This is a genomic window from Mesorhizobium robiniae, from assembly GCF_040545535.1.
Taxonomy (GTDB): Bacteria; Pseudomonadota; Alphaproteobacteria; order Rhizobiales; family Rhizobiaceae; genus Mesorhizobium; species Mesorhizobium robiniae.
The window spans coordinates 677,047-703,201 of record NZ_JBEPMC010000001.1 but is presented as its reverse complement, the minus strand read 5'-3'; the positions used below and the strand labels follow the sequence as shown (position 1 = coordinate 703,201).

The window sequence follows — 26,155 nt, the reverse complement described above, 5'->3', positions numbered from 1 at the left end:
TTGTGTCTCGCAGTCCAGCCGCGAACGCCATGCCGTTCGCAGTTAGTCTATGAATTTAGTAGAATTATAGTCTGGAGATGCCGTTCGCGGTCAAGCTGGCGGGATGGAATATCGTGCCAATGTTTGGCCCGGCCCGGCAACTTTGTTCGGCCGGCAAGCATCCTGGAGAAAACGGCGCTCCGGACCGGCGTCCGACCACGACAGCCGGCGCCTCGGCATTTCGCGTCAAATGGCCGTCTCGCATAGGGGCAAAGTGGGCCTGCCGATATTGGCCTTAGTCTGCGTCCGCGACCTCTGGATACAGCGCCTGCGCCAGGTCGCGGATCGCATCGGCTGTGCGCGGGCCAAAGCCGATCATATAGGCGCCGTCCAGCACGATCAGCGACTTGTTCTCCGCCGCCGGCGTGGCGCTCAGCGCGCGTGTGCCGAACACCTGCTCGGCGGTCGGCCCGCCCTTGCCGTCGCTCATCATCAAGATGACATCGGGCGCCATTTCGATGAGCTTCTCCTCCGATGCCGGCTTGTAACCTTTCACGACAGCCATCGGATTGATGCCACCGGCATAACGGATGATCGCATCGGCCGCCGTGCCAGAGCCGGCCGCGCTCAGCCGCACGAGGCCGTGGAAGAACACCACCTTCTTGCGGCGCTCCAGCGCAATTTTCGACGCGAGATCGGTGGCCGCTTGAAAGGCGGCAAGCACCTCGGCGGAGACCACCCTGCCCTTGTCCTCGCGCCCAAGCGACGCGGCGATCAGCGTGATCTTGCGCTCGATGCCTTGCGGACTGTTGTCTTCCGGCACGAAGACGACCGGGATCGCGAGCGACCTCAGCACCTCGATGGCCTCCGGCGGCCCGCTGTCTTGCGCCGCCAGGATCAGATCCGGGCGAAGCGCGACCAGGCCTTCGACGGACAACTGGCGCCGATAGCCGACATTGGGCTTTTGCGCGACGGATGAGGGATATTTGCTGCCGCGATCGACGGCGATGATCCGTTCGCCGGCGCCCAGAGCATGCACGATCTCGGTGACGTCGGAGCCAAGTGTCAGGATTCTCGTCGCCGGTCCCGGCGCGACCGTTCGCCCCAGCGCGTCGACCACCCTCTCGGCGGCCGTCGCCTTGAAGCCGCAGGACGGCGCCAGGACGGACAACGCCAGAAAGAGCGCCATCACGATCCTGCCCGGTTGAAACCAGTGCATCCACCTGCCCGCATTGCCGACCATGCCATTCACTCCCGTCCAGGATGCTTTCGCCAATGGTGTGGTCCTATAAATTTAAAGTTGACTCATGTCATCATGTTTTAATATGTGACCCATGCCCTGACCGATCGGTCGAGGGATTTCCGTCATGCCAGCCAAGGCCGTTCAGCCATCGCCAGCAATTTTCCTTTGCTTGGGGCTGGGATCACATGAAACTGACGAACAACACGACCTTGATGGCGAGCACCGCGCTCGCCTTCGCGCTCGGCTTATGCGCTGCGCCGCAGGCCAATGCGCAGGAACAGGAAAAGAAGGCCGCAGCCAAAACCGGCCGGCTTGCGCCGGCCAACGCCGCTCAGGACCAGCCGGCGACCATGCTCGATGTCATCACCATCTCGGCAACGATGATCAAGACAGCAGTCATCGAATCGATGGCCGCCATCAGTGCCGTCGATCAGGAAGAGCTCGAGCGCATCCAGCCTGACACCGCCGCCGACATCTTTCGCACCACGCCCGGCGTAGCCGCCTCGATGAACGGCGACGATCCGGCGACCGCTATAAACATACGCGGACTGCAGCAGTATGGCCGCGTGGTGGTGACACTCGACGGCGCCCGCCAGGATTACTGGCGCGTCGGCCACGGCTCGGGCTCGTTCTATGTTGAACCGGAACTGATCAAGGAAGCCACCGTCATTCGCGGCCCGGTCTCGAACGCCTATGGCTCGGGCGGCATCGGCGGCGTCGTCTCCTTCGAAACCAAGGATGCCGGCGACTTCCTCAAGCAGGAGGAGCGCTGGGCGCTGAGCGAGAAGCTCGGCTATGAGGATAATGGCGACGGCTTCACCACCAGCACCACAGGCGCCTACCGCTTCAGCGACGACGCCGATATCATCGGCAATCTCATCTACCGCGACCGCGACAGCTACACCGACGGCAATGGCGACACGGTGCCATGGACCGGCGAGAGCATCACCAGCGGCTATATGAAGGCGACGCTGCGTCCCGCCGACGGCCACGAGCTCAAGCTCGGCGCGATCCTGCAGCGCTACAGCGACCAGATCACCGGATCGAGCGGTTCGACCTCGCCGACGCTCAGCCGTTACGACACCAACACGACCAACCAGACCTACACGGCTGCCTACACCTGGAAACCTGACGACAACGAGCTGATCGACTTCAGCGCCAATGCCTACCACAACCGCACGCGCGCCGAGCAGATACAGGTCTGGCCGACTTCCGAGATCGGCAACTTCCGCTACTATGACGTCGCCACAACGGGCTTCAACGTGAAGAACTCCTCGCGTTTCGACGCCTGGGAGATGGCAAACACGCTCACCTACGGGCTCGACTATTACTATCTGGAAGCATCATCGGAGGCCGCGCATTTCGGCGCCGGCGAACAACAGGGCTATGGCGGCTTCCTGCAATGGCAGGGCGACTATGAGAACTGGCTGCAGCTCATCGCCGCCGTGCGCTATGATGGCTACCAGCTCGACGGTGAGACAAAGACCGTGCCGCCGGAGGAAGCCTCGATGTCGGGCGACCGCTGGTCGCCGCGCCTCACCGTAGGCGTGACACCGCTCGAAGGCTTCCAACTCTACGGCACTTATTCCGAAGGCTACCGGGCACCGGGCTTGCAGGACGTCTATCGCGGCGGCGGCGCGCATGGCGGAGGCGACAGCTACGAGCCCAATTTGCTTCTCCAGCCCGAAACGGCGAAGAGCTGGGAAGCCGGCGTCAATCTGAAATACGATGATGTGCTGACCGCCGGCGACCTGTTTCGTGCCAAGGTCAATGTCTTCCACACCGATATCGAGGACTATATCGATGTCGACCTGACCGTCCTGCCGCGCACGGCGATCAATATCGGCGACGCGCGGCTGAAGGGCATCGAGGCCGAGGCCGTCTACGACTATGGCTGGGGCTTCGTGAACCTCGCCGGCGCCCTGATCGACGCCAAGGTCGTCAGCGGCGTTTACTCCGGCCAAGCGCTGAGCAACACGCCGCTCGACCGCTTCTCGGCAACACTCGGCTTCAGGATGCTCGAAGACCAGCTCACCGTCGGCGCGCAATATCTCAGCGTCGGCAAGATCACGCGCACCAACCGCACCCAGCCGAACGAGCCGACAGTCGTCGATGACGGCTTCGATCTGGTCAACGTCTTTGCCAACTGGCGCATCAACGACCACGCCAAGCTCGATTTCGCTGTCGATAACGTCTTTGACACCGCCTACACCGACCCGCAAAGCGCATGGTCGACGTCGGCGGCGACGGAACAGGGCAAGGGCCGCACTTTCAAGGTGGCGCTCACCGGCAGGATCGGAGGTTGAACGTGAGCGAAGCATCGGCAAGCGGACTGGCCTGCGAAGCGCGTCTGAACCTGCGCAACCTGCCGCTTTACATCGGCCGCATCAGCGACAGGCTGCAGAGCTTCGATGCCGCTGCCTTGCAGGACGGACAGCGGCTCGACTTTCGCTTCCCCTTCGGCGGCGCTTCCTTCGACATGGAGCGGCTGGTGATGCGGGCCAATGCAGCCGACCGCGACGGCCTGGCCCGTATCAAGGACCTTTTGGCCACCGCGATCGAGGTCTATGCCAAGGATGAGAATCCCGAGATCGTCTGGACCGGCGATCTCGCCGGGGAAACCCGCCTCGCCCAGTTTCGCGAGATGACCGTCACCCATGCCGGCGATCTCACACCGCACATGCGCCGCATCCGCTTCGCCGGCGAGGATCTCTCTCGTTTTGCGAAATTCGGCGGCATGCATATCCGCATACTGTTCCCGACCAGCGAAGTGCCCGATCCGCTCTGGCCCATGCTCGGGAGCAATGGTCTGCCGGTCTGGCCTTCGGACGACAGGCGCCCGGTGGCGCGCGTCTACACGATCCGCGCGCTCGACGTGGCCAACGGCGTCATCGATGTCGACTTCCTCGTCCATCCCGGCGAAAGCGTCGGCGCCGCGTGGGCCATACAAGCGGCACCTGGCATGAAGGTCGGCATCATGGGTCCTGTCGGCCGCCCGGTGCGGCAGTCGTCGTGGTATGTCATGGGTGCCGACGAAACCGGCATGCCGGCGTTGGCGCGACTTCTGGAGTCGCTGCCCGCCGAGACCAAAGGCGTGGGCTACATCGAGATCGCCAACGATACCGAACGGCAGGTGATCGACAACGTCACCGGCATAGAGCTTCACTGGCTGCCGAGAAATGGTGTGCCAGCCGGGCTTGATGATCGGCTGGCGCGCGCCGTCCTATCAGTGGAATGGCCGCAGACCGACTCGGCCTTCGGCTGGTTCGCGGCGGAAGCCGCCGCCGCCAAGATCGTTCGTGAACATTGGCGCGGTCAGCTTTCACTCGGCCGTGACCAGACGTTGGCCGCGGCCTGTTGGCGCCTCGGTGCTGCCGGATTGATGGCCGGCTAAAACTTGCTCACAGTCGCTCGCGCATCCGCGCCCAGGCTGATCGCGATTCTATCGCCGGAGACAATGCCTGAAGTGTCGCAGACGACCAGCGGCATGCTGATATCGTAGAGGAACTCGGCAGCGATGGCGCCGACGGCAAGGATCGGATCCGGCCGCTCCAGGATGATACCGGCCGGCGCCGTGCCCCGGCGGATCGCCTCAGCCAAGACTGAGGACGAGGACGACGAGCCTCGCCCGCTCGGCATCACGAGGATTTTGCCGGCGATGTTGCCGCCCAGGTCCGAATGCGAATGGTCAATGATCTCGCCTGTTTCGACATCGATCCCGCCCCAGAAGCTGAGCGCTTGCGACAGAACCAGCGCCGAGCCTCGCGCTTCGCCGGCAAGCTGGAAGGTGCCAAACCTGTTCAGGGCTCGACTTTCCTGTTCACTCATTGCGTACCCTTACGACATGGCCGGCCGCGGCGGAACGAATGCAATCCGCCATCTCAGCAAAGGCAACTGAGACGCCGATATTTCCGGGCGCGTAGTGCGCCCATTTGCCGGAATTGGTCATCACCACGCCATCGAGCCGCTTGATGATCGCGGTGACATAGGTGCAGGTATCGGCGACTGGAATAAGCCCGAACGCCTCCATGCCGGCCAGTGCCCCCTCATCGTGCAAACGCGTCAGCGTCGCGCGCCCGGTGTTGACGTAGATCGGAATGCCTCTGCCCGGCGCCACCTTTCGCAACAATGGCAATAGCCGCATCCATTCGTCGTGCGAGAAATGCGGCGTGCCCAGAGACACGGCTGCCAAAGGCGCGCCGTCGGGGACGCTCGACAGCTTGGCCAGCGCTTGGTCGATGTCGGCGGGAGAAATCCGGATCGTCTCCTCCGGCGCCAGGCCATGAAGGGCTTCTTCGAGCGTGTTCGCTTCCGGCGTGATGCCAGCCGCATGGAACAGCGCCACGGCGCCCGTCGTTGCGGCGGCTGCGCCTAGCGCCTTCAGCTGGTCCTCATCGCGCGGTCTTGGCAGACCCGAGATCACCGGGATGCGATCGCCACTCGCTTGCCCGATGATCAGCCCGACGGCGACGAACAGGCTGTCGCTCGGCTCCAGGTTTGAACCGATCAACTCGAACAGAACCTGGCCGCGCCGGTTTTCGCTCAGATGCAGTCCCCATGCCGGCGCGCGCCCGGTCATCGCACAGCACAAATCGATGAAATCGCCATAGCGGTTGGTCCGCGCTCCGATCACCGAATTGGCAAAGACGATGGCGTTGGACTCACCCCAGGCGATCTGCTCGCCAAAGCTTGGCCTGAACCGCGTCTGATAGGGCGCGCAGGTGAAGGTCGCCTGGCAGCCGAGCTCCAGATGCGCCTTCATCAGCCGGCGTGCCGGTGCCGCTTGCGCCGGCGGCATCTTCACCAGTCCGGGATGAGGTCGAACGAGCCGACATTCAGCGTTGTCGGCACCCGAACCTGGCCACCGCCTTCGACCAGCCTCTCGACGAAATCGAGGCTGGCCTGGCCGTGATACAGGCAGCCGTCGATATGAGCACCGGCGATATCCAACAGCTCGCGCGCACCGACAGCCTTCGAAAAGGCGATTAGGATCTTCATCGCTGCGGCCACGGCCGGGCCGTGCTCGCCATCGAGCATGGACTGGTCGCCCGTACCGAGTTCAAGCGTCATCGGGTGCTCCGCTTTTCCGCACTATGCCCGATAGACAGAGAGGGTGGGAAGGATCGCCAACTTCAGTTTATATGCCGGCGATCAGCACCGTACTCTCCGGCGACCAGCGCAGCACCACCTCCTGGCCTTCGGCCAGCTTTTCAGCGCCTGTGTTCTGCACAATGACCTTGAGCGTCTGCCCGTCGCGATCGACGAAATAGGTGCTGTTGTTGCCGGCGAAGATACGCTTGGAAACCTGGCCCCGCAGCATATTGGCGTTCGGATCAGGCGTCCCGGAATCGGTGGCGATACGGATGCGTTCGGGCCGCACCGCGCAGCTAGCTTTGGCGCCGGCGGCAAGCGTCGCGCCTGCCCCGGCGGCAATCGCGGTGCCATCGGCCAAGCGGATACCGGTGCCGGTGGTGTCACCGCGCAAGATGTTGGCGTCGCCTAGGAAGGTGGCGGCGAACTCGCTCTTCGGTCTGTCGTAGATCTCTTCCGGCGGCCCCTCCTGCACCAGCCGGCCGTCGCGCAGGATGCCGATGTGGTCGCTCATTGTCAGCGCCTCTTCCTGATCGTGGGTGACGAAAATGGTGGTGATGCCGATCTCGCGCTGGATGCGCTTCAGCTCGATCTGCATGTCGACGCGCAACGCCTTGTCGAGCGCGCCCAATGGCTCGTCGAGCAAAAGCACGCGTGGCTTGGTGACGATGGCGCGGGCCAGCGCGACGCGTTGGCGCTGGCCGCCGGACAGTTGGTGCGGTCGCCGGTCGCCAAGCTTGCCAAGCTGCACGAGGTCGAGCGCGCGCTGTACCTCGGCGGCAATTACCGCCTTGGCCTCGCCGCGCACCGAAAGCCCGAAGGCGACATTGTCGGCGACGCTCATATTGGGAAACAGCGCATAGTTCTGGAACACCATGCCGATGCGCCGCTTCTCCACCGGCACGCGCTCGACGCCTTCGCCGCCGATGAAGATACGGCCGGAGTCGGGAAAATCGAAACCAGCGATCTGCCGCAGCAGCGTGGTCTTACCGCTGCCCGACGGCCCGAGCAACGCATAGAAACCGCCGTCGGCGAAGTCGATGGAGACATCGTCCAGCGCCTTGTGCGCGCCGAAACTGCGCGACAAATTCGATACCTGCACGCCGGCCATTATTTCTCTCCGCCGAATTTGAAGAACCGTGCCGTGAGCAGCATCAGCGTCATCGACACCACGATGATGATGGTCGAGACCGCGTTTATCTCGGGCGTGAAACCCTTGCGGATAGCGGCGTAGATTTCGACCGGCAACGTTGTCTGGCCGGGCGTCGACAGGAAATAGGAGACGACAAACTGGTCGAATGACACGGCAAAGGCGAACAGCCCGCCGGCGATGACGCCGGGCATGATCCAGGGCAGCGTCACGCGCGAAGTCACCTGCCACTGATTGGCGCCGAGCGAACGCGCCGCTTCCTCCAGTTCCGGCGCGAAGGTCTGCAGCCGGGCCGAGACGACGACGATGACATAGGGCAGCGCCAGCGCCACATGGCCAAGCAGGATTGCAAACAGACCACGCCCGATGCCAACGCCGAAGAAGAAGATCAGCATCGCCGTGCCGGTGATCAGCCACGGAATGGCGATCGGCGGAAACAGCAGTGCCTGCAGGACTTTCTTGCCGCGAAATTCGTAGCGGAAAAGCGCCAGCGACGCCGCCGAGCCGAGCACCGTGCAAATGATGGTGGTGATGATCGCGATCTTGATGCTGTTCCAGGTTGCGGAGATCAGCTGGTCGTTCTGCCAAAGCGAAGCATACCACTCCGTCGTCCATTCGAGCGGCAATTGGTAGAAAGGCGAGACGTTGAACGACATCAGGGCCATGATGATGATCGGCAGGTAGAGGAAGGCGAGCAGCAGCCAGATGTACAAACGCCCAAGCCATTCCAGGATACGCGTCGTCGCCATCAGGCAGCCCTTTTCAGCACCGGCGCGACTACCGCCAGGATAACCAGTACGACGGCCAGCAGGATGAAGGAAAGAGCGGCCCCCAGCGGCCAGTTGAAGACAGCGACGAACTGGTCCTCGATGACCGTTCCGTAGAAGGTGCCGGTGCGGCCGCCGAGGATGCGCGGCTCCATGAAGGAGCCGACGACGGGCACGAAGATCAGCGCCGCTCCGGCGATCAGTCCGGGCATGGACAGCGGAACGATCACACGCTTCAGCATTTGCAGCCGCGACGCGCCGAGCGAACGCCCCGCCTCGATCAGCGAGTCGTCGATGGCCTGCAGCGTAAGGTAGCAGGTCAGCACCATGTAGGGCACGTAGGAGTGCACCAGGCCGATGATCACTGCAGGGTAGGAATACATCAGGTCGATGTTGATCTTGAACGGCAGCACGGCGTTGAGCGCCGTGTCGAGAATGCCGCCTTCGCGCAGCACCATCGCCCATGAGAAGATGCGCACCAGCCCGTTTGACCAGAACGGCAAGATAACAAGCAGGAAGATCGCCTCGCGGCTGCGCCCCTTCAGCACCTTGGCCAGGACATAGGCCGCGGGATAGCCGATGACGACGCACCACAGCGTCACCTCGAGCCCGAGCCTGAGCGACGCCAGCAGCAGCGTCAAATACAGCCCTTGCGAGAAGAAGGTGGTGTAGTTGTCCAGCGTGAAAGACCACGCCTTGCCCGACAGCGGCAGCTCCGTCATGAACGAGAAGAATACCATGGCCGACAGCGGCAGAAAGATCGCCACCGTCAGCCAGAGATAGGCAGGCAGGAGCAAAGGCAAAGCCGATCGCAATCCGCTCCTCGAACCGCTCGCGACCTGTCCTGCCATATGCCCTCCTCCCCGAAAAGGCGCCGTTACTTCACGTTGACCTTGAGCTCTTGCCACAGCGCCAGATAGGCCTCGCGCTGCGCATCGGTGATCGGCGCCTGGAACTGGATGCGCTTGGCCACATCGGGATCCCCCATCACCTTGCGGTTGAAGGCATCTTCCGGAAGCGCCGCGACCGCTTTGGTGTTGGCCGACACCGGCGCGCCAACCTTGGTGACCCATTCGACATAGAAGGACGGGTCGATCATGTAGTTAATGAAGGCCTCGGCGCCGGCGACATTCTTGGAGCCGACCGGTATGGAAAAAGCGTCGAGCCATGCGACGGCGCCTTCCCTTGGGATGACCAGTGAGACCGGCAGCTTGAAATGCGTCTTGGCGCGGTCGGCCGAGCCGCTCCAATAGGTGCCGATATCGATCTGGTTGGAGGCGACCATCTGGTTCCAGTCGTTCTCCGAACTCCAGAACGTCTTGATCTGCGGCATCAGCGAGGTCAGCTTCGCCTTGATCGCTTCCATGTCCTTGATGTCGTTGATGTTCTGGCCGGTGGCGATGGCGCCGAACTGGACCGCTTCGACAGCATCGTCGCGGATGACCACCCGGCCCTTACGGGCTTCGTTCCACATCTCGGCGATGCTGGTCGGCGGCGCGTCGAAGGATTTGTCGTTGATGGCAAGCGCGGTCAGACCCCACACCCATGGCACGCCATAGACCTTGCCGTCGCGGGCGAGCATCGGCGAGCCTGCCTTGTCCGGGCTGATGTCGGCGTAGTTGGGGATCTTCGAGACATCGATCGGCTGGATCAGCTTTTCCACCATCGCCTGGTCGTTGAAGGCGGCGTTGATCATGACAACGTCGTAGAGGCCGGGATTGGTCCTGAGCTTGGTCAGCATTTCCTGCTCGGAATTGAAGAAGTCGTTGACAACCTTGTTGCCGGTCGCCTTCTCGAAGGCCGCGATGGCCCAGGGCTCGTCGGCCCCGTAACCCTTCCAGTTGAGCACATGCACTTCGGCGGCAGTGGCGGCCAGCGTGAGTGCGGAGGTGAAGACGGCAGTCGCCGTCAGGAAAGCAGTCAGTTTGGGCATGCGCATGTTCGTTCCTCTCATTGTTTGCCCGGTTGGCGGGGCTTGTTACGTCTTTAGGCTGTCAGGCCTCTTGCTTCCGGCCGTGCACGGTCGTCGTTCGATCGTGATGGCTGAGGAATGTCTGGATTTCCTGGTCGCTCGGCGCCGACGAGCCGCCATGGCGGGTGACCGAGAGCGCCGCCGCCGCATTGGCGTAATTTGCCGCTTCGAAGGGCGGCACGCCGCGCGACAGCGCGCTGACGAAGGCGCCGATATGGGTATCGCCGGCACCGTTGGTATCGACGGCGGTGACGTTGAAACCCGGTATGGCCTTGCCGCTCCCATCCGCCAGCCGCACGAAGCAGCCTTTTGCCCCGGCGCGGATGATGACCCCCTCGGCGCTCGAGCAATGATTGGAAAGAAGCCGGGCAGCAATGGCCTCGACATCGCCGGGCCCGGCGATCTCAGCCGCTTCGACGGTGTTGCAGCTCAGCCAGGTCGTGCGGGCAAGCACCCGGTCGAGAATGGCGCGAGGAATATCTGAGATGACAGGCGTCGGATCGAAGACGAAGCGAATTTCCGCCGGCAGCGCCTCGACCCACTCGGCCAGCGCATCGCGGCTGCCGGGATAGCTCAGCGTGTAGCCGGAGGTGAACACCCAATCCCCCGGCGCAACACGGACCGGCGCCATCATGCCGAGGCTAAGCACACTCTCGGCGCCTGGCCATGACACGAAGGTGCGTTCCGCATCACTACTGATCATGGCGACGCAATTGCCGCTGTCCATCACAGGTGACGCCGGCGTCAGCGTGGCGATGCCTTCCGTGGCGAAGGCGGCGCGCAGGAAATCGCCGTTCGGTCCGCTGCCGAGCTGGCCGCCGAAGACGACCTTCATCCCGGTGCGGCTGGCCGCAACCATCATGTTGAAGCCGCCGCCGGCGACCTGGGCAAAGCTCGATGCAGTTTTTTCGGTGCCGGGCGCCGGCAAGGCATCGATGCGGTAGACATAATCGACCACCGCGCTGCCGATATGGACAAGACGGCCGCTCACGTCAGGCTGAGCTCTGCTCATGCCGCCGCATCCTTGCCGGAGCTGCTTTTCGCCATCCGCGCGGTAACCAAGTCGGCCGCAAGCGCGCGTACTTCGGCAATGTCGATGCTCTTCAATCCAGCGATACGCCCCTGCGGCAGCCGGGAAAAGCCGGTGCAGGCGCCAGCCATGCCGGCGGCAATGGCGCCGATCGTATCGGTGTCGCCGCCAAGATTTGCGCTGATGATGGCCGCCTGCCAGGGATCGCCTCCAGCGATTTCCAGCACGGCGAAGGCGGCCGGAACCGATTCCTGGCTGGCAACACCGGTACCGACCAGATCCACGACCAGCCGGATGCCGTCTGAGACAGTCTTGCCGCGAACGAGGCCCCTCGCCCAGTCGATGCGCGCGGCAATGTCGCCGCCGGTGACCCAGTGGCCGAGCGCCGCTCCTCGCCTTGCCGCCATAACGGCGCGGTCCGAGGCGGCACGCCAGTCGCCGCCGGCGACGCCGCAGCTGACTGCGGCGGCGACGGCTGCGGCCGAGGCAATCGCGATCGAGGTGTTGTGCGTCGCCCGGCAGGTTTCGGCGACCTTGGCGACCAGTGCGTCGGGCGGCTCCGGCGGCATCATGATACCGACCGGCGCGATGCGCATGGCCGCGCCATTGGTGTCGCCGCCGCTTCCCGCGTCCTCGGGCGGCACGCCGTCATTGATGGCGTCGATGGCGCGCTTGGTTGAAGGTCCGAGGAGATCGTAGCTGCCACGCGCCTTCACGTCGCGTTCCCAGTCCAGCAGCGCGTTGACCCAGCGTGCATGATCGAAGCTGTCGCCTGAAACAACCAGGATGCGGCCGAGCAGCAGCGCCTGTTCGGTGTCGTCGGTAACAGTGCCGGGGGCCAGGCCTTTCGACACTGGATGGTCGGCGAGCGGGGCGACGAAATCCTCGACATGCCCGTAAAGCTCGGCGATGCGGGCCGGCGACAGAAGCTGCGTCGGCATGCCGAGTGCATCGCCCAACGCACCGCCGATAAGTGCGCCCATCGCCCGGTCGATCGCCTCGGCTGTGTCCATACTCAGAATTCCAGGTGAAGGGCAAAGTGCGCCGGGTTGAGCAGGCTGGTGACATATTCGATGGCGCGGCCGTCGGCGGCGCGAGTGAGGCGCCGCGTGCGCAGGAACGGCGCGCCGGGCGCGCAATCGAGAATGGCCGCGTCCTCGGCGCTCAGCATTTCGATGTCGACCCATTCTTCGCCGTGATCGGGAACAAGCCCGGCGCCACGCAGCGTCTGATGCAGCGAACCCTCGCGCAGGCCGCGCAGCGGTACATCCTCCAGTTCAGGCGACAGCGGCAAGCGGCTGCGCTCGATCGAAATGGCGTGACCGTCATCGGCGTTGGAGCGGACCCGGTCAACGGCGATGAAAAACGGGCTTTCGACGCCAAGTCTGCCGGCAAGATCCGTATCCTGTATCACTTCGAGCCTCAGCGTGCGGGTCTCGGCGTTAGCGCCGGCGTTAGCCAGCGCGCGCGACCAGCCGACGGCGTCATCGACCGGCATGCCGTCGAAGGTGACGAACGAGCCGATGCCGACCTTGGTGGTGATCAGCCCACGGCTCGACAGTTCCTCGAGACCCTTGCGAATAGTGTTGCGGCTGACGGAGAAGCGCTGGACGAGCTCGTTTTCGCTCTGCAGGCGATCGCCGAATCCGAGCACGCCGGAGCGGATTTCATGTTCGAGGACTGTGGCGATCCGTTCGGGCTTGCCCGTCCCGGGAGACGACAGAGTCGTGCGACGCGCCATGAAATACCTGTTCAGTAAACCTGTATGATCCTGTTCAATATCGTGATGTGGCAGTTGCGTCAACGGCTCGCGCTTCCGGCACCTCTGTGCCGGTCAAAATTGGACTGCTGCCCGCGAACGGTTCGTCGCAGGCTGGAATTTTATGGGAACCTTCACCACCCCCGAGCGGTTTTTTCTATAGTCGCAAATGCGGCGACAACCGAAAAATGGAGACAAACGGAGACAAGCTATGCTTATGAAAATTCTCGCAGCGTCAGTACTTGCCGCCGGTCTGGCCACTTCTGCGATGGCCCAGAATGTCAGCGACCCAAACGCTGACATCGACACCGGCAGCGGCAGAAGCGTCGTCATCGACCCGGCCCCGGTCGATCCGGATCTGGCCGATCGGAACGCTGTCGATCCCGGGATTACCGGTAGCATTATTGCGGGCCCAGACGGCTTGAATTCCAATGCCGATCAGAACTGCCCCCTGGGCCCGCAGGGCGCGATGCCTGATGCAACGAACAAGGCTCCCGGTACGGTTTCATCGACTGTCAACGACAACCATTGCGGGAAGTAGTAGCCGAGATCGATCTGGGTAACTCACGCTTCGGCCGCGGCACGAATAGAGCTTCGTCCCGCGGCCGAAGCGCTACATGCTTTAGTCTGTTAAAGTCTTGCGCGGCCGGGCAGCCTTTGAGTCGGTTTTTTGGGGCTTGCCGTCATTGGCGTTGGGGACCGCTGACTTCTTCGGCCGAGCCGCCCTCCCCTTCGGCTGGCTGTCCTCACCGTCGATCTCGGCGGTGGCTTGATCCCAGTGCTGCTGATGCGCGCCGTCTGGCCGGCCGGCTTGCTCCCAGATTGCGTGGGCCCGCTGACGAATGCGTTCCTGCCTGTCTTCCGTCACTGTTGCCTCCATCGGTTCAAGCTTGAGCAACAGCTGTTTTAGCTGAAATTTCGATTGCCGTCTTGAGCTGCCTCAGCCTAGTCGGACAAAACCGCGACACCGAGAAGTGCCGCCTTCTTGGTGATCAGCCCCGCCAGATCCGCGTCTGAGCGCTCCGTGCCGGTCCGCTTACGCACCGCTGCGATCACCTCCTTCATCGACAACAGGGAGGTGCCCCTTTCAGCAAGCAATTTATCGACAGATGCGGCTACATTGGATGACTCGACATGCGGCAACATAGAAATGGTTCCTTTCCGTCCCGCGACAAGACAATCAGCAGCCGGCTGCCTGCCGGCAAGCCGCCACTCCCCTTATAAGGGAGCGGCGGGTGAAGGTCAGTCGATGACCTGCACGATCCTGCGCGTGCCTGGATCGACCAGAACGGTGCGGTCGTCGACGACCACGTATCTGTATTCGACATCGGGAACCTCGATCGGCTGAAGTTCAACCGTGTCGGGCAAGGTGGAACCGACATTGAGCTCCACTCCCAGAAGGCTGATCGAAGCCAGCGGGTGCCTGTCCACATATTCGCGGATGACTGTCTGCTGCTCGGGCGTGACAATCACCTGGTCTGCGGTGGCCACGCCGACACCGGTGAGCAGCACCAGCCCGGCGACGGCAGGAACAAGGTGGATCTTCATCGTCTTCTCCTGTTCTTGTTGGCGGACTTCGCCTTCCGGCTTGGCAACAACAACACATAATCCGAAGCGGCGGGCCCTGTTTGCAAACGCTCACGCAACCTTCTTGTTCCGTGAGCGGCGGCTAAATGATCGCCGCCCTGATGCGCGCTGCTGCGAGCGACCGCAGTGGCCCGCGTTCCTTTCGCAGGCACGCGGGCCGATCGGATTGCCCGATCAGCAGCGATACCGGAGGGGGGTGATATCGACTGCTTCGAAAGAAACATTTAGCTATAGCTAATGTTCCGCCTGGCGGCAAAAAAGCCCGTCGGCGCTGGACACCCGTCGGGGTGCGAGGCGGCAAAAATGCCTAATTATTGCTTCGGCGGCTGCGCCGGCACCTCGCCGGGCTTGAGCACCGGTGTCTTGCCTTCGTCCGGCGGCGGTGCGGCCATGCCCCGATCACCCGTCGGCGGCGGCAGCAGCACGCCGTTGCAAGGATCAAGCGTTTCAGTCAGGCTGCTGCTGCCACCGTTGTTGGCGGGCGGCGGCTTCTGCTGCTCGCCGTTCTGCGGTTGGGCCTGGCAAGGGCCGAGCTGGGCCGGCGCCTGGTCGGGTGGCTGGTTATCCGCTCCGGCGACAACCGGCGCCGCCAACGCCGTCGCCAATGCCAGTGCACTCAGCATCACCGAACTGCTCGGCAAGAATGCGAAAGGTTTCATATCGAACTTCTTTCCCGCGGAGGATCACCTCCTTGCCAAAGTAGGTGGGCGGCGATTGGTTCCCGCATGCGGCAACGCGCCCAGCCCCATGCCGGTTCAAGGAAACACCCGCAAATTTTTGGGCAGCAATGCGGGATGACATCAGTTGAAGACGCAAAAAAGCCGCCCCGTTGCCGGGGCGGGCGTATCTGGCAATCATTGATCAGCGATTGCTACGGTAGCGGCACCGACCAAGCGTCGTGCCTATAAACCGTGGAGCGCCGGCTGCCTCTCAGTCCGGAAAATCGAAGACCGGTTCCTCGCATCGATGGAGCCGACATTGACCGTCACGCGTCCTGACATAGGAGGTAACAGGTACTTCGGGCCAGTCGCACTCGTTGCCGAACTGTCGGACATATCGGTCATAGGTGTTGCGGCCGGTGGTAAGGACGACCGCGCGCTGGCTTCGGATCAGCTGCTGCGTCTGTTCGCATGTCATGGTGCGTGCATCCGGCCGGGAGTAAGCCATGCTTGTGGCGGCGAGCAGGATCGCTGCGGCGGTCGAGACGATTGCGCGAGCTGACATGATGCATCCTCACAAGGGTTGTGTCTAACGCGCACCTTCGCCCGTGGTTCCGCAACCTTCAACCCGAGCCGCCTTTCCGTGGGATGCTGTGTTGCGGTACAACGAGGCAGGAAAACAGGCGCGATCTCACTCCTCCTCCCCCGGCTTGAACCGCCTCACCACCACCTCGAAGACGATGTCCGAGATCCACATCGCCGAGACGCCGATGAGGAACGCCGCGGCCAGCGTCGTGGTGTCGTCGTCTGTAGCCGGAACAGGCAGGCCGGTGGCGCGGAAGTAATGCACCACCGGAAGCGTCAGATAGGCGGCCGCCAGCGCGCCGCAGATCGGCGACGCCACCATCTCGCGGACCTTGTAGCGGTGGCGCGACAAGGCCCGCAAGATACCGCCGGAAAGACCGGCGACTACCACCGGCGCCTTGATGCCGAGAGCGTCGAGAAGCTCCTGTATCATGGCTTCCACCGGCACCATTTGGCGCCCTTCCCGTTGTAGGCATTCACCTCATTGAGTTCAGGCCGCGTCATGGCAGCGACGACGGCAGCGGACGGACGGCGCGGCTGGTTGTGGTCGCACCAGACCTGACGTGGGTTGCCAATAGAGGCCGGTGTGGTGCATCCGGCGAGCAACAGGCAGACAATTAGCGCTTTGCCCATCTCATCGCCTCCTGTCGTGCGGCTTCGTCCGGCAGGTCGCGCGCCGCACGTTCGGCACCGGTCGCCTCGCGGTCCATTTCGAGGCGATCCTGCGCGGCGGCAAATTTTTCAGCCGCCTGCTTTGCCGCCTCCTTCTTGGCCCGGTTGATGCCGCCGGCGACGTACAGGCCGAGCCCGCCGATCAGCGCGGCGAAGATCGCCATGATGGTCTTGTTGCCGATGATGGCGCCGAGAATGGTGAGGGTCGTGGTCACAGGATATGCCTCCCCGTCGCCACGCAAAAAGCGATGTAGAGGATCAGGCCGGCCATGCCGAAGCCAAGCCATCCGGCGATTGCGGTCAGTATCCAGAAGGCGGTTGTCATCGGCGTTCCCTCACGAAATAACCGACTGCGAATCCGACGATGATGGGAAGCGGCTCCCAGATCATGGGATCGGCGAATTGCGGCCATCCATTTGTCACGACAGCCTTGATGGCCCCGGCGAGCGAAGCCGAGATCATGGCGGCAGTGAGTTTGCGCGACGGCATCGCGTTGGGTTGATCGACAAGCATGGTCTTAGCCTTTCTGACGAAAGATGAAGCCGAGTACGGCGTTGATGATGCGCCACAGCCAGTTGCGTTCGACGTATTCGGAGGCAGGGCTTGGCTTTGCCGCTGGCGTGGGCACAAGGGCAGGCGGAGTGACGAGCTTCGGCGGCTGCGGAGCTGCTGGCATGTGCTGTGGAGGCACTGGCGAGACTCCGTGCGGCCACGGCGTGTCCTTGATGCGTGACCACTTGGCAAACGCATTGGCCAGCTTGGTGTCGTAGGCGTTTTTCTTGTAGCCGGACCCATTGTAGCCCTTGGCAAAGCCGGTCCAATCATGATCGCGCAATTTGTCGTCGAGCCGGTTCGCTGCGATGAAATTGACCGCCGCCGCCAGTTGCAGCGCCTCGTCTTCCATCATGGCTTCGACCATGGCCTGCACGGTGAGGAAGCCGGCCGCCTTGAAATTCTCACCGAGAACCTGGCCGAGCCCCCACGACGCCGATCTGAGCGCCGCCGTCTGGTCGATGGCGCAGGCGGCTTTCAGGCGCGGATAGCTGTCCCGGGGATAAGGCTTTTCGCCCCACCGGGGGTAGGCAAGGCCGGCCGCGACGGCTTGCGCCCGCGCCGCGCCCGAGAGGTTGCGGAAAAAGACATGCGGCTCAAACAGGATGATGGGCCGGCCCTGCGCGTCGAAGCCATGCCCGCTGGTCTCGACATCGAGAAAGGCATGAATCTCATCCTCGCCGACGCCAATCCTGGCGCCTAGCCTCGGCAGATCGAGGTCGTCCAGGCGCCTGGCGGCGCCCTTGAACGTAGTGTGCATGGCCTTGTCCTTTCCGCCCTCGCGGGCAGGTTGATGTTTGCAACCGATTGTGTGAAATGAGCCAAACGGGAGGATGGGGATTTGCCTATGTCGCAAGACGAAGGAACAGCCGCGGCGCGCTGGACGGTGAAGGCCGAACTATGCGCGGTCGGCCGCGACAAGCCCCTGCTTGTGGCGCTGGCAGCGATCTTCAGCCTCTATTGCGGGCTGGTCGCTGGGCCGATCCTCTACGCGTTCCTGGCCATCCAAGGCATGGCTAATTTCTTCAAGTGACGGTGTCGACCATCTGAAAACAGCTCGATCCGTACGTCGCCTGGACCGAAATTGCTTAGCCGGGATGAAACCGCTCCCATGAACCGTTCGTACCTTGTGGGACGCATGGTGCGGGAGGGCACGTGACAATAAGGATCAGGCTTCCGGGCGGGACCTTGAAGATCAAGACCAGGGACGAGCTGCGCCGTCGCGAACAGAAGCGCGAAGTCCCGGTCTGGCAGGTCGGAAATTACTTCATCATCTGGTGGCCGAGCAGCATGTCGGATCGTCCATCCCGACGCCCACCAGAACGATGAGCCGGCGCCGGCGCCCGGATCCTTCTGGAACCAGTCCGGGGAATAGCCCCAGAAATAGTCAATGATCGCCCATTGACTCTTCCCCAACGGAAGCTCTCTATTTGCTGCACTGCACAATGGGGTTGGGCTGATGGCGGTTCGTATCAAGTTGCCGGGCGGCACCTTGAAGATGAAGGTGTATCGGGAATTGCGCGAGCGCGAGCGCGCTCGCCGCATACCTGTGCTGAAGATGGGGTCGCTGTATTTCACCTGGTGGTCGAACCGGCGGCCTCCGTCGAACGACCAGCCTAGTGCGCCGGACAATCCGGCACGCGACGCTGTAGCCCCGTCGTGATCATAAAACCGTTATCCGACGCCTGTACCGTGGGTCGTCAAGAAATAGTAACTGACGCGATGTTGACTCTTCCGCAAGGGAGGGTCTCTAATTGCTGCATTGCACATCATCATTGCGTTGCACGGCGGGAGTTGAACCGATGGCAGTGCGTATCAAATTGCCGGGCGGCACCCTGAAGATGAAAGTCTATCGGGAATTGCGGGCGCGGGAACGCGAGCGCCGCGTGCCGGTCATGAAGATGGGTTCGCTGTATTTTGTCTGGTGGTCGAACAGCCAGCCTGGTTCTCACAGCAAGCCGCAAGACAGCCATCAGTAGCTGCTACTGGGCTATTTATCCGGTATTGCTCAGCCGATCCGACGCCGACAGAACGTTCCGTTCGATTTTGTGCCTGCAACTGAAATCGGGGAACTCTCTTCGGCGATTTGAAGCGCATGTCGACCGATAGTCGCGGTCGACATACAAGTTCCGTGCGACACGGGACTATCACGCTTGCCAAGCGCCACCGTTTGCCGCAAATGACGGGTCGATCAGCGGTCTTCAGGATGGGGGTCACATCTTGTCAACCAGCCGCCGTTGAGATCACCCGGGGAGCATTGATGCCGTTCGTTCCGCCGTTCCTTTGTCGTCTAGTCGGGATCAACGCCGGCGCCGGCACGAAGATGAGTATCCAAAGCGTTCGCACCGCACGACGTGGCCATCATTCAATCGGCGACAAATGCCGCCTCCACTGTGCTTTCTCTTTTGACCGATCTGAAGCAAAGATCACCGTTGGACAGCGTTCCTATATCGGCAAAAGCCACCTCGTCTCTGCCGAGCGCATCGAAATTGGCAATGACGTGATCATAAGTTGGGGTACAACAATCGTCGATCACAACTCACACGCGACGGGATGGCAGGATCGCGAAGCCGATGTCACCGACTGGCATCAAGGGAAGAAAGATTGGTCTAACATCACCATCGCGCCGGTGAAAATTGAAGACAGCGTCTTCATCGGCTTCAACGCCATCATCCTGAAAGGAGTGACAATCGGAAAAGGCGCAGTCGTCGGTGCCGGTTCGGTGGTAACTAAAGACGTGGCACCTTTCACCATGGTCGGAGGTAACCCAGCACGTCCAATCGGCCTGAAATCAGCGAGGTGAGCACAGAGCCCCGGCCATATAGGACAAAGTGCGCACTGCAGTCTTCGGCGCGAACCTCAGAAATTCGCTTCGCAGCTTGTATTTCACCCATCCTTTCGTGCGACCAGCCAGATGCTGTTCATAGGCGAGATCGTGCGCAAAAGTCATCAGCCTTTCGATCCTTAGACCCGACGTCTTGAGCAGATTGTCGAACGTTAGCGGCGTGTAGAAATTGATGTGTCCATATGGACCTGACATACGTATGGCTTTGTCGAGATTTCGCGTGTGCTCCAGTGGCACTTCGATGTAGAGCTTTTTGCAAACCCTCGCCGCTTCCCTTAGAAACATCCGCTCGTGTTCGACATGTTCGACGACGTGGATTGCAAGACCCAGATCAAATGACTTGTCGGGATGCGGGATATGATAGCCGTCGAAGATGTCCAGACTTGCTAAGTTGGCTATTTTCCTGGTCTTGATCGCCTCGACGCCGCTGGTTGATATCTCCACAGCTCCAAGGGTTTTTCCGAGACCCTTCTTGTTTAGCTTGTCCAGCACCGCACCTTCACCGGCCCCGATGTCGAGTATCGTCTCGAAGGATTGGCCTTGGATGATCGCGTCAATATGGTCGACCGATTGCTTGGAAGCTATCTCCCGTTTTGCGGCCACCTTCCCGTCGGTGTAGTAGTCGTCATAGATAGCAATGATACTGTCGGCGTTGGCCATTAGGTCATCCCCCTCAGACGCCCCCGCTTCACTAAGCGTGCCATAGCTCAAGAATGCCGTCCAGAGCAGTTCGGCTACACACTCACTAAAGGCGAGATATTTGCAGCCAACTCTGCCGCGCCGATGTCATTTGGATGGATGCCGTCAACCAGCCGGTCGGCATTGTTGGTCATGATCGAAAGCCCATTTATGAAGAACGTTTCCGCGTCTCCCGCCGCCAGCTCGGCCGCCTGCACGGCGTTCCGGTATTGCTGGAGGGTGATGGTGTTGCTGTTTGGCGAGTAGATCGGGCTGACGAGGTAGATCTTGGCCGCCGGTAGCGCCGCCCTGGCGTTGGCGATCCAGCCTTGCACGGCGGTCTGAAACGTCGCGATTGGCGTTTGAGCGACAAAATTGTTGTAGCCGATCATGTACGTCACGCGGTCAGCGCCCAGCCCTGCCAGCGCCGAACCATTGGCCGCTACGGCTCCCTCGCTGCCGTTCGCAATACTGACAAGTTGCCAGCCTTTGAGGACCGCGAGTTTATAGGACCAGGTCAGCGTCGAGCGCGTGGCCGAAAAACCGTGCGAAATGCTGTCTCCGGCGACGGCGAGCTTGACGCCTTGTCGCGCTGCAATCGCCATCGCTGAGCCGGTGTTCACTTCAACTTTGTGAAGTTCGAGCCCTGCCGCATAGGGCCAAACGATTGTCACCGTTTTCGAGCCGGCCGGCAACGCGAAGACCGGCTCGGATTTTCCCGCCACATTCGCAGCGAAGGGGCAGGCAAAGGTCAGGGTTTCGATACCGTCGATCAGGATCGAGCCGGTCGACCGGAATGTATCAAGCCGGGTGATCAACGCATTCCAGAACAGCGTCAGTCGCAGGCTTGTCGCATTGGTGATGAACGAAACGCGGCTCCCCGGGGCAGCGTGCTTGTAGTTATTGCCTTCCGAGATCGGCCGCAGAAAGCACAATGTTGCAGCGCTTCGCTCGGCAATGCCGGCATAATCCGAAACCAGCAGTTCGGCAGCGTTCGGCAAGTAAGTGTCATAGATGATGACGGGCGGGCTCTCGTCTGTCAGACGCCAGAAAGCAACCATCACGCCAACTCGGTCAAACGAATACGGGGTGACGAGGAGCTCCCGGCGAGAACAGGTGCCGCTCCACCTAAGCAAAGCAGGTATAGGTTCAATGTGATCCTGTTGTTGGAGAACATCTGCTTGAGACGAATCACTCCTTGCGTCGGAGTCGGCGGCTGAATGAGCTGCATATATCCCCGATTTGCTATGACGCTGGAGCCCGCCTGGTTGACGTAGGCATAAAGGCTTGACGGGGCGAGGGAAAATGTGACGAAACACTCAAATTCAAGAAGATAGACTCCTCTGCGGGGAAGCCGGGCACGGACCGGAGCCCCACCATCCAGCGCAAGAGCAGAACGCCGCAAATAGGTGCCAGCCGTTGTCGTCGTCCAGCCGGTGATTTCAACCGGTGTCTGATCCGTGGGCAGCGCGACATCGGTGGACGGCGCGGATGCCTGCAAATGCATAGGGTTTTTCTTCCAGTCGAGAATGATCCACCTCAACGTCGAGGCGTAAAGCGTGATCTGCTCGCCCGCCCAGAGGTAGAATTGGTCGGTCCCGTAATCGCTGACCAAGCTGCTCGCCTGACCCGGCGTTGCGAGAAGCTGGACGATGCCGTCCTCATCGAACGGAACGAGGATCGATATGGCCTTGCCGACATGCGCATTGGCGGGCGGCATGGTGACGAGCCGCGTGACGCCAAGGGGGGCTGTGACGATGTGCAGGATGCCCATATCTGAACCAGTCACCGTGAAGTCGGATGGGCGGTCGATCGGGCTGCCGATGTTGATGCCGTATCCCGGCCCGGCGAGTGCCGCAGCCTGCGCCGCCGAGATTGCCGCCTCATCCACTAACGCATCCACGGCAGCCGTCGCATCGCTTACCAGGTTGTCAGATAGATAGAAGGTGATGAGGATGTCATCAGTGCCGATCACTGGATCGAATGTCTGGAACGAATAGGTAAAGGCCGCCGAAACCGTACCTTCCTGCACGTGAACAGTTGTTCCCTTCTGCAAGGTGCGGGCCGAGCGAGCATCGGCGGCGCGATACCAAGTGCCTTCGCTCGCCGTGTAAATGCCATTCTGTCTTGCGTCGGTCTGGTTCTTGACCAGCACTCGATCGCCGACTTCGGTCATGACACCGTCGATGGTTTTGAGTCCCTGGAGGATAATGTTGGCCGTGGTTGCCAGGCGCACGGGTTCGCGTTCGCCGGTCAGAAGTCGAACGGCGGCAGTTGCAGGTCGGGCCATCAGGCTTGCTCCATGAAAAAAGCCCCGCGAAGCGAGGCCTGAAAAGTGCTCTATGATTTCAGCGCACCCACAGGACGTGCGGGTCCATGGCGTGTCCAGAGTTTAGCCGGGGTCTGTCTTGAAAGAAAAAGGGCGCCCAAGACCGCTGCGGCCTACGGCAATCCGCCAACGCGCCTCTTTGTCCAGCTGGCGATCGTCAGCCCGCACGCCATGCCGGCGCAGTCGGCAACCCAGTCGAGTGCATCCAGATCGCGCCCTATCAACTGCGCGCCTTGAAGAATCTCGATCGCCGCGCCGATAGAAGCGAGGAGAACAATCAGCCTTACCTTGTGCTCAGGCCAGCCAAGACTTCCCAAGGCAGCCAAAACGGCGAAGGCGGCGGCGTGATTGAGCTTGTCATCATGAACGGCCATGCCGAGATCCGGCAAGAACCGCACCGGCAGAAGAGCGAGCATGAGAACGCCGGCCAACGTGACCAGAAAAACGATCCTTGCGGCGATTGGATAAGAGTCTAAACGCAACAAGATAGGAACGGTCCTTCATCTGAAAGTCGGCTGGCCTGGCATGGTCTCCCCGCCACCCGCTTGCGGGACAATTGGAGAATGCCATAGGCTACCATCATGACCACAATCAGACCACCGCCCGATGACAGCGCGACTGAACGCGGCCGCCTGGCACGATTGCCGGCGCTTGCTGGCAAGCGCCAATGCATCACTCTCGAAGGTCCGGCAGTACCTTCTCATCGAGGAATTTGAGGCGTCGATCCAGCATTTCGGCGTTGGCGGGATTCGCCGGAACATTGACCGGGATCAAATCCGCCACCGACTTTCCTTGCCGTGCGGCTTCAACCCATTCTTCCATGGCGCCGATATATCCGTCCAGCGCCTCATAGGGAGTCTTGAGGTCGTCGCCGGGTAAATATGCTGGAGGTACATCACCCACGACTACCCATATCCATTGGGGCACATCTGGTCTGCCGGGTGAAATCCCGAAGAGAAAAATATAGATTATCCCCTCGGCACCATATCCGAGATATTCGCCTTTGATAGCCTTTCCCCAGTCATAGAACTGAAGATATTGACGAGCTTCGAGAAGAGCTGAGTCAAGGTTATCGTCTGCATCCGGATCGCCGGCCGGAAGCGGCAAACGACTGACTCTACCGAGGTCCGGGGTGGCTGTGTTCATGTTATTCTCCACGGCCTGTCCCCGGACCATCTATTGACCAAAACGAACCGTCGCGTTGCGACAGGTTCCCACAAGGGTGTAGATTGCTGCTCGGCGGAGACCCTGTCTTTAGGTAAGGTCCCGGATGTTGACAGGCGTTCCCGGCGGCAAGCTTTTGACCTTAGCTATAAGCTGGCCCATCAAGTGCCAATAGACTTCCACGTCCGACAGTTCCATATTTTCGATTTCGTCCTCCCCGCTGAGGAACAGCGGTCTTTTGTACCCTATGCATTGCGCATAGGCTGGCTCCGCCCCGCCGGCCTCACGCCAGTCTGCGTAGATGTTGGCGGCTAATGCCGCATCTGCGTTTTGTATGACCTGAACTTCGTGGAAGGTTTGGATATTGGCCGGTATCTTAAGGGCCTTGCCTGTGCCCGGCTCAAACATAAGAACACCAGGCTCTCCCTGTTCCAGCCTCTGCTTATCAACTGCAAACACCGAGCCCTGCCAATCGTAACCAAAGCAGGTGATCCGGCCGGTGAATTCAGGAAAACCCAAACAGACACGCGCGTTCCACCGCGCCACGTCCTGCGCCCGGATAACGCGGTACAGATAGCCCTTGAACGACGCGCCGCCGAAACTGGTCAACAGTTCGTTCAACCCAGGTACTTTGGTATCCAGGGAAAAATTGCCTGGGTCCGCCGGCATCCTGCTGTCCACCGGAAAGTTTTTTCGGAATGTTTCGAACACTGCGCTCTCCAATCATCCAGCCGATTAATCTGACGGTGCCTAATCTACTCCTGCCCACCGTCGAACGGCTTTATGGTAGCGGAAGGGAGACCTCTTTCATCAAAGACATCGAAGACGCGTTCTGATCAGACGAGGTTAAGGTTCTTGGCGATCCCGAAATCATCCTGCCCCGCCTTCCCGTTTACCTTCAGCCACACGAAAGATGGAAGCTCTACCTCGGGTTGAAGTTCGCGGAAATCTTCGGACGCTACGACTTCCACAGGGGCGAATGTCGCTCCGGTGAAGCCGATTTTTGACAATGCGTGCGCGGCGTCTTCCGTCACAAGGAAGCATGGAAAGCTTGTTATGAGAACGTCACCGAACCATCCCTCCATCTGGTACACAAGCTTGCTTACGACAGGAGGATGTACACTTGTATCCATGACGGTGCCCCGACCTAACCCACCTGCCACATCGGGTCGAATGTCATAGTATCGCGTCGCCGACTGTACAGATGGCCGTGCCCATGCCTTCGACCACGCGGTGACAACCCATCGCCTCAGCGTTGTGACCAACCCTCACCCCTTTGAGCCGGCGGCAAACATCGCAGCCGTTACGCCGGCGCCAAGCACTATCCGGACCCTATCCGCTTGAGCAGCTTGCAACACTTTCTACCGGAAGTTGCACAAAAGCAATAGAAACGTCTAGAGTTTTTAGGCTAAATGGCACCGCCTCTGCACTGGCCTAAAGGCGCTCGGCTAGTGCCGTCCCTGTCAGAAAGCTTTGGCCCGCATTCGGCGACGCCAGGCAAGTATCCAGGGCGAGGTCGGGTTTGTTCTACTCCCATAGGTGGTGCGGGCTTGAGGACGCTTGCAGGGAAGCTGCCGTACATCACCTTGGAAGCAAAGGAAGCACATTCTTGTTAAGGAACTTGAGACGACTGCCTAACATTTCAGCGTAGGCAGGAGTCGCCGGCACGTTGACCGGGATAATGTCCGCGACCGACTTACCCTCTCGCGCCGCTTCGACCCACTCTTCCATCGCGCCTATATAGCCGTCTAGGGCAACATAGGGTGTCTTGGCGTAATGGCAGCTTATATACGCCGAAGGTATGTCGCCGACGATCACCCATGTCCATGACGGTACATCCGGCTTGGCTGGCACGAATTCAAAGAGAAAGACAAATATGACGCCATCGCAGCGGTACCCAAGATATTCGCTCTTGATGGCCGATATCCAGTTATGGGATTCCAGATATGCACGCGCCTGATGATGGGCGGCCTTGAATTCGACAGTGCCACGCGGGTTGCCGGGCGGTAGAGGCTTGACGCTGCTTAGGTTGGGGCTGGCATCATCCATGTTTCTCTCCGAGACCCCTAACCTCACCTCTCCACCAATCGACG

Annotated in this window: 34 protein-coding genes and 1 pseudogene; 7 read left to right on the top strand and 28 right to left on the bottom strand. The window is 61.2% G+C overall.

Features of this window, described 5'->3' with window-relative positions:
* Window positions 1-274: 274 nt before the first annotated feature.
* A complete protein-coding gene (locus ABID19_RS03490; protein ID WP_354488008.1) occupies window positions 275-1,255 on the bottom strand; it encodes a heme/hemin ABC transporter substrate-binding protein in 981 nt (326 codons plus the stop codon).
* Between the two features lie 152 nt (window positions 1,256-1,407).
* On the opposite strand from ABID19_RS03490, the gene ABID19_RS03485 reads away from it, so the two are divergent.
* Entirely contained in the window at window positions 1,408-3,528 is a 2,121-nt protein-coding gene (locus ABID19_RS03485) for a TonB-dependent hemoglobin/transferrin/lactoferrin family receptor (protein WP_354488007.1), read from the top strand.
* A gap of 2 nt (window positions 3,529-3,530) precedes the next feature.
* Window positions 3,531-4,616, top strand: coding sequence for a siderophore-interacting protein (locus ABID19_RS03480; RefSeq protein ID WP_354488006.1), 1,086 nt, complete (start codon window positions 3,531-3,533; stop codon window positions 4,614-4,616).
* Here ABID19_RS03480 and ABID19_RS03475 read toward each other — a convergent pair.
* The 9 genes and pseudogenes from ABID19_RS03475 to ABID19_RS03435 all read right to left on the bottom strand — a co-directional run bounded on the left by ABID19_RS03475 (window position 4,613) and on the right by ABID19_RS03435 (window position 12,973).
* Window positions 4,613-5,050: an aconitase X swivel domain-containing protein gene (locus ABID19_RS03475; RefSeq protein ID WP_354488005.1), complete on the bottom strand. Its 438-nt coding sequence runs from the start codon at window positions 5,048-5,050 to the stop codon at window positions 4,613-4,615. The two genes, ABID19_RS03480 and ABID19_RS03475, sit on opposite strands and share 4 nt — an antisense overlap.
* Window positions 5,043-6,292 (bottom strand): annotated as a pseudogene (locus ABID19_RS03470) (aconitase X). The gene ABID19_RS03475 and the pseudogene ABID19_RS03470 overlap by 8 nt, the downstream one beginning before the upstream one ends.
* Before the next feature lie 67 nt (window positions 6,293-6,359).
* Window positions 6,360-7,424: an ABC transporter ATP-binding protein gene (locus tag ABID19_RS03465; protein ID WP_354488004.1), complete on the bottom strand. Its 1,065-nt coding sequence runs from the start codon at window positions 7,422-7,424 to the stop codon at window positions 6,360-6,362.
* A complete protein-coding gene (locus tag ABID19_RS03460; RefSeq protein ID WP_354488003.1) occupies window positions 7,424-8,212 on the bottom strand; it encodes an ABC transporter permease in 789 nt (262 codons plus the stop codon). The genes ABID19_RS03465 and ABID19_RS03460 overlap by 1 nt, the downstream gene beginning before the upstream one ends.
* Window positions 8,212-9,081, bottom strand: coding sequence for an ABC transporter permease (locus ABID19_RS03455; RefSeq protein ID WP_354488002.1), 870 nt, complete (start codon window positions 9,079-9,081; stop codon window positions 8,212-8,214). The genes ABID19_RS03460 and ABID19_RS03455 overlap by 1 nt, the downstream gene beginning before the upstream one ends.
* 26 nt (window positions 9,082-9,107) lie before the next feature.
* A complete protein-coding gene (locus ABID19_RS03450) occupies window positions 9,108-10,169 on the bottom strand; it encodes an ABC transporter substrate-binding protein (RefSeq protein WP_354488001.1) in 1,062 nt (353 codons plus the stop codon).
* A gap of 55 nt (window positions 10,170-10,224) precedes the next feature.
* Entirely contained in the window at window positions 10,225-11,193 is a 969-nt protein-coding gene (locus ABID19_RS03445) for a PfkB family carbohydrate kinase (RefSeq protein ID WP_354488292.1), read from the bottom strand.
* A 17-nt stretch (window positions 11,194-11,210) separates the two neighbouring features.
* The gene (locus ABID19_RS03440) at window positions 11,211-12,245 is read right to left on the bottom strand and encodes an ADP-ribosylglycohydrolase family protein (RefSeq protein ID WP_354487999.1); all 1,035 of its coding nucleotides are present in this window, start codon (window positions 12,243-12,245) and stop codon (window positions 11,211-11,213) included.
* A 2-nt stretch (window positions 12,246-12,247) separates the two neighbouring features.
* Entirely contained in the window at window positions 12,248-12,973 is a 726-nt protein-coding gene (locus ABID19_RS03435) for a GntR family transcriptional regulator (RefSeq protein WP_354487998.1), read from the bottom strand.
* A gap of 229 nt (window positions 12,974-13,202) precedes the next feature.
* Between ABID19_RS03435 and ABID19_RS03430 the strand changes: the two genes are divergently transcribed.
* Window positions 13,203-13,532, top strand: a complete 330-nt coding sequence (locus tag ABID19_RS03430) for a hypothetical protein (RefSeq protein ID WP_354487997.1) — start codon at window positions 13,203-13,205, stop codon at window positions 13,530-13,532.
* 81 nt (window positions 13,533-13,613) lie between these two features.
* Here the strand turns inward: ABID19_RS03430 and ABID19_RS03425 are convergent, their stop codons facing one another.
* The 10 genes from ABID19_RS03425 to ABID19_RS03380 form a co-directional block, all read right to left on the bottom strand.
* Window positions 13,614-13,859, bottom strand: coding sequence for a DUF2934 domain-containing protein (locus tag ABID19_RS03425; RefSeq protein WP_354487996.1), 246 nt, complete (start codon window positions 13,857-13,859; stop codon window positions 13,614-13,616).
* A gap of 77 nt (window positions 13,860-13,936) precedes the next feature.
* On the bottom strand, window positions 13,937-14,137 hold the full coding sequence (locus ABID19_RS03420; RefSeq protein ID WP_352939393.1) for a hypothetical protein: 201 nt from the start codon (window positions 14,135-14,137) through the stop codon (window positions 13,937-13,939).
* 96 nt (window positions 14,138-14,233) lie between these two features.
* Window positions 14,234-14,539 carry a DUF1236 domain-containing protein gene (locus ABID19_RS03415; protein WP_354487994.1) on the bottom strand — a complete coding sequence of 102 codons (306 nt, stop codon included), beginning with the start codon at window positions 14,537-14,539 and terminating at the stop codon, window positions 14,234-14,236.
* A gap of 350 nt (window positions 14,540-14,889) precedes the next feature.
* Window positions 14,890-15,237: a hypothetical protein gene (locus ABID19_RS03410; protein ID WP_354487993.1), complete on the bottom strand. Its 348-nt coding sequence runs from the start codon at window positions 15,235-15,237 to the stop codon at window positions 14,890-14,892.
* A gap of 271 nt (window positions 15,238-15,508) precedes the next feature.
* Window positions 15,509-15,802, bottom strand: a complete 294-nt coding sequence (locus ABID19_RS03405) for a hypothetical protein (protein WP_354487992.1) — start codon at window positions 15,800-15,802, stop codon at window positions 15,509-15,511.
* A 126-nt stretch (window positions 15,803-15,928) separates the two neighbouring features.
* Complete coding sequence (locus ABID19_RS03400; protein ID WP_435528683.1) at window positions 15,929-16,273, bottom strand: hypothetical protein; 345 nt, start codon at window positions 16,271-16,273, stop codon at window positions 15,929-15,931.
* A complete protein-coding gene (locus tag ABID19_RS03395) occupies window positions 16,252-16,455 on the bottom strand; it encodes a hypothetical protein (RefSeq protein WP_354487990.1) in 204 nt (67 codons plus the stop codon). The genes ABID19_RS03400 and ABID19_RS03395 overlap by 22 nt, the downstream gene beginning before the upstream one ends.
* Window positions 16,440-16,709 (bottom strand): hypothetical protein, encoded by a 270-nt coding sequence (locus tag ABID19_RS03390; protein WP_354487989.1) that lies wholly within the window; start codon window positions 16,707-16,709, stop codon window positions 16,440-16,442. The genes ABID19_RS03395 and ABID19_RS03390 overlap by 16 nt, the downstream gene beginning before the upstream one ends.
* Window positions 16,710-16,815: 106 nt before the next feature.
* Entirely contained in the window at window positions 16,816-17,007 is a 192-nt protein-coding gene (locus ABID19_RS03385; protein WP_354487987.1) for a hypothetical protein, read from the bottom strand.
* A gap of 4 nt (window positions 17,008-17,011) precedes the next feature.
* Window positions 17,012-17,806, bottom strand: coding sequence for an N-acetylmuramidase domain-containing protein (locus ABID19_RS03380; RefSeq protein ID WP_354487986.1), 795 nt, complete (start codon window positions 17,804-17,806; stop codon window positions 17,012-17,014).
* An 87-nt stretch (window positions 17,807-17,893) separates the two neighbouring features.
* On the opposite strand from ABID19_RS03380, the gene ABID19_RS03375 reads away from it, so the two are divergent.
* The 4 genes from ABID19_RS03375 to ABID19_RS03360 all read left to right on the top strand — a co-directional run bounded on the left by ABID19_RS03375 (window position 17,894) and on the right by ABID19_RS03360 (window position 19,849).
* Window positions 17,894-18,079 carry a hypothetical protein gene (locus ABID19_RS03375; protein WP_354487985.1) on the top strand — a complete coding sequence of 62 codons (186 nt, stop codon included), beginning with the start codon at window positions 17,894-17,896 and terminating at the stop codon, window positions 18,077-18,079.
* A gap of 426 nt (window positions 18,080-18,505) precedes the next feature.
* Window positions 18,506-18,709, top strand: coding sequence for a hypothetical protein (locus ABID19_RS03370; protein WP_354487983.1), 204 nt, complete (start codon window positions 18,506-18,508; stop codon window positions 18,707-18,709).
* Between the two features lie 139 nt (window positions 18,710-18,848).
* Complete coding sequence (locus ABID19_RS03365) at window positions 18,849-19,025, top strand: hypothetical protein (protein WP_354487982.1); 177 nt, start codon at window positions 18,849-18,851, stop codon at window positions 19,023-19,025.
* 281 nt (window positions 19,026-19,306) lie between these two features.
* The gene (locus ABID19_RS03360; protein WP_354487981.1) at window positions 19,307-19,849 is read left to right on the top strand and encodes an acyltransferase; all 543 of its coding nucleotides are present in this window, start codon (window positions 19,307-19,309) and stop codon (window positions 19,847-19,849) included.
* On the opposite strand, the gene ABID19_RS03355 is transcribed toward ABID19_RS03360, so the two are convergent.
* From ABID19_RS03355 to ABID19_RS03320, 8 genes are all read right to left on the bottom strand, one after another.
* A complete protein-coding gene (locus ABID19_RS03355; protein WP_354487980.1) occupies window positions 19,838-20,551 on the bottom strand; it encodes a class I SAM-dependent methyltransferase in 714 nt (237 codons plus the stop codon). The two genes, ABID19_RS03360 and ABID19_RS03355, sit on opposite strands and share 12 nt — an antisense overlap.
* A gap of 74 nt (window positions 20,552-20,625) precedes the next feature.
* The gene (locus tag ABID19_RS03350; protein WP_354487978.1) at window positions 20,626-21,630 is read right to left on the bottom strand and encodes an SGNH/GDSL hydrolase family protein; all 1,005 of its coding nucleotides are present in this window, start codon (window positions 21,628-21,630) and stop codon (window positions 20,626-20,628) included.
* Complete coding sequence (locus ABID19_RS03345) at window positions 21,630-22,859, bottom strand: hypothetical protein (protein ID WP_354487976.1); 1,230 nt, start codon at window positions 22,857-22,859, stop codon at window positions 21,630-21,632. Before ABID19_RS03345 ends, ABID19_RS03350 begins: the two co-directional genes overlap by 1 nt.
* Before the next feature lie 152 nt (window positions 22,860-23,011).
* Window positions 23,012-23,287: a VanZ family protein gene (locus tag ABID19_RS03340; RefSeq protein ID WP_354487975.1), complete on the bottom strand. Its 276-nt coding sequence runs from the start codon at window positions 23,285-23,287 to the stop codon at window positions 23,012-23,014.
* A 283-nt stretch (window positions 23,288-23,570) separates the two neighbouring features.
* Window positions 23,571-24,044 carry a hypothetical protein gene (locus ABID19_RS03335; RefSeq protein WP_354487974.1) on the bottom strand — a complete coding sequence of 158 codons (474 nt, stop codon included), beginning with the start codon at window positions 24,042-24,044 and terminating at the stop codon, window positions 23,571-23,573.
* A 108-nt stretch (window positions 24,045-24,152) separates the two neighbouring features.
* Window positions 24,153-24,773, bottom strand: a complete 621-nt coding sequence (locus ABID19_RS03330; protein WP_354487973.1) for a T6SS immunity protein Tdi1 domain-containing protein — start codon at window positions 24,771-24,773, stop codon at window positions 24,153-24,155.
* Window positions 24,774-24,898: 125 nt separating this feature from the next.
* Window positions 24,899-25,195: a hypothetical protein gene (locus ABID19_RS03325; protein WP_354487972.1), complete on the bottom strand. Its 297-nt coding sequence runs from the start codon at window positions 25,193-25,195 to the stop codon at window positions 24,899-24,901.
* A 448-nt stretch (window positions 25,196-25,643) separates the two neighbouring features.
* On the bottom strand, window positions 25,644-26,111 hold the full coding sequence (locus ABID19_RS03320) for a hypothetical protein (protein WP_354487971.1): 468 nt from the start codon (window positions 26,109-26,111) through the stop codon (window positions 25,644-25,646).
* Window positions 26,112-26,155 lie beyond the last annotated feature (44 nt).

What these genes read in the sequence shown, in the direction of transcription:
- ABID19_RS03355 (WP_354487980.1), bottom strand. Translation starts at nt 20,551, where the DNA reads ATGGCCAACGCCGACAGTATCATTGCTATCTATGACGACTACTACACC.
- ABID19_RS03350 (WP_354487978.1), bottom strand. Translation starts at nt 21,630, where the DNA reads ATGGTTGCTTTCTGGCGTCTGACAGACGAGAGCCCGCCCGTCATCATC.
- ABID19_RS03395 (WP_354487990.1), bottom strand. Translation starts at nt 16,455, where the DNA reads ATGGGCAAAGCGCTAATTGTCTGCCTGTTGCTCGCCGGATGCACCACA.
- ABID19_RS03465 (WP_354488004.1), bottom strand. Translation starts at nt 7,424, where the DNA reads ATGGCCGGCGTGCAGGTATCGAATTTGTCGCGCAGTTTCGGCGCGCAC.
- ABID19_RS03400 (WP_435528683.1), bottom strand. Translation starts at nt 16,273, where the DNA reads ATGGTGCCGGTGGAAGCCATGATACAGGAGCTTCTCGACGCTCTCGGC.
- ABID19_RS03360 (WP_354487981.1), top strand. Translation starts at nt 19,307, where the DNA reads ATGCCGTTCGTTCCGCCGTTCCTTTGTCGTCTAGTCGGGATCAACGCC.
- ABID19_RS03440 (WP_354487999.1), bottom strand. Translation starts at nt 12,245, where the DNA reads ATGGACACAGCCGAGGCGATCGACCGGGCGATGGGCGCACTTATCGGC.
- ABID19_RS03485 (WP_354488007.1), top strand. Translation starts at nt 1,408, where the DNA reads ATGAAACTGACGAACAACACGACCTTGATGGCGAGCACCGCGCTCGCC.
- ABID19_RS03450 (WP_354488001.1), bottom strand. Translation starts at nt 10,169, where the DNA reads ATGCGCATGCCCAAACTGACTGCTTTCCTGACGGCGACTGCCGTCTTC.
- ABID19_RS03410 (WP_354487993.1), bottom strand. Translation starts at nt 15,237, where the DNA reads ATGAAACCTTTCGCATTCTTGCCGAGCAGTTCGGTGATGCTGAGTGCA.
- ABID19_RS03455 (WP_354488002.1), bottom strand. Translation starts at nt 9,081, where the DNA reads ATGGCAGGACAGGTCGCGAGCGGTTCGAGGAGCGGATTGCGATCGGCT.
- ABID19_RS03370 (WP_354487983.1), top strand. Translation starts at nt 18,506, where the DNA reads ATGGCGGTTCGTATCAAGTTGCCGGGCGGCACCTTGAAGATGAAGGTG.
- ABID19_RS03420 (WP_352939393.1), bottom strand. Translation starts at nt 14,137, where the DNA reads ATGTTGCCGCATGTCGAGTCATCCAATGTAGCCGCATCTGTCGATAAA.
- ABID19_RS03430 (WP_354487997.1), top strand. Translation starts at nt 13,203, where the DNA reads ATGCTTATGAAAATTCTCGCAGCGTCAGTACTTGCCGCCGGTCTGGCC.
- ABID19_RS03385 (WP_354487987.1), bottom strand. Translation starts at nt 17,007, where the DNA reads ATGCTTGTCGATCAACCCAACGCGATGCCGTCGCGCAAACTCACTGCC.
- ABID19_RS03345 (WP_354487976.1), bottom strand. Translation starts at nt 22,859, where the DNA reads ATGGCCCGACCTGCAACTGCCGCCGTTCGACTTCTGACCGGCGAACGC.
- ABID19_RS03380 (WP_354487986.1), bottom strand. Translation starts at nt 17,806, where the DNA reads ATGCACACTACGTTCAAGGGCGCCGCCAGGCGCCTGGACGACCTCGAT.
- ABID19_RS03435 (WP_354487998.1), bottom strand. Translation starts at nt 12,973, where the DNA reads ATGGCGCGTCGCACGACTCTGTCGTCTCCCGGGACGGGCAAGCCCGAA.
- ABID19_RS03335 (WP_354487974.1), bottom strand. Translation starts at nt 24,044, where the DNA reads ATGAACACAGCCACCCCGGACCTCGGTAGAGTCAGTCGTTTGCCGCTT.
- ABID19_RS03415 (WP_354487994.1), bottom strand. Translation starts at nt 14,539, where the DNA reads ATGAAGATCCACCTTGTTCCTGCCGTCGCCGGGCTGGTGCTGCTCACC.
- ABID19_RS03320 (WP_354487971.1), bottom strand. Translation starts at nt 26,111, where the DNA reads ATGGATGATGCCAGCCCCAACCTAAGCAGCGTCAAGCCTCTACCGCCC.
- ABID19_RS03460 (WP_354488003.1), bottom strand. Translation starts at nt 8,212, where the DNA reads ATGGCGACGACGCGTATCCTGGAATGGCTTGGGCGTTTGTACATCTGG.
- ABID19_RS03325 (WP_354487972.1), bottom strand. Translation starts at nt 25,195, where the DNA reads ATGGATACAAGTGTACATCCTCCTGTCGTAAGCAAGCTTGTGTACCAG.
- ABID19_RS03365 (WP_354487982.1), top strand. Translation starts at nt 18,849, where the DNA reads ATGGCAGTGCGTATCAAATTGCCGGGCGGCACCCTGAAGATGAAAGTC.
- ABID19_RS03375 (WP_354487985.1), top strand. Translation starts at nt 17,894, where the DNA reads ATGTCGCAAGACGAAGGAACAGCCGCGGCGCGCTGGACGGTGAAGGCC.
- ABID19_RS03405 (WP_354487992.1), bottom strand. Translation starts at nt 15,802, where the DNA reads ATGTCAGCTCGCGCAATCGTCTCGACCGCCGCAGCGATCCTGCTCGCC.
- ABID19_RS03475 (WP_354488005.1), bottom strand. Translation starts at nt 5,050, where the DNA reads ATGAGTGAACAGGAAAGTCGAGCCCTGAACAGGTTTGGCACCTTCCAG.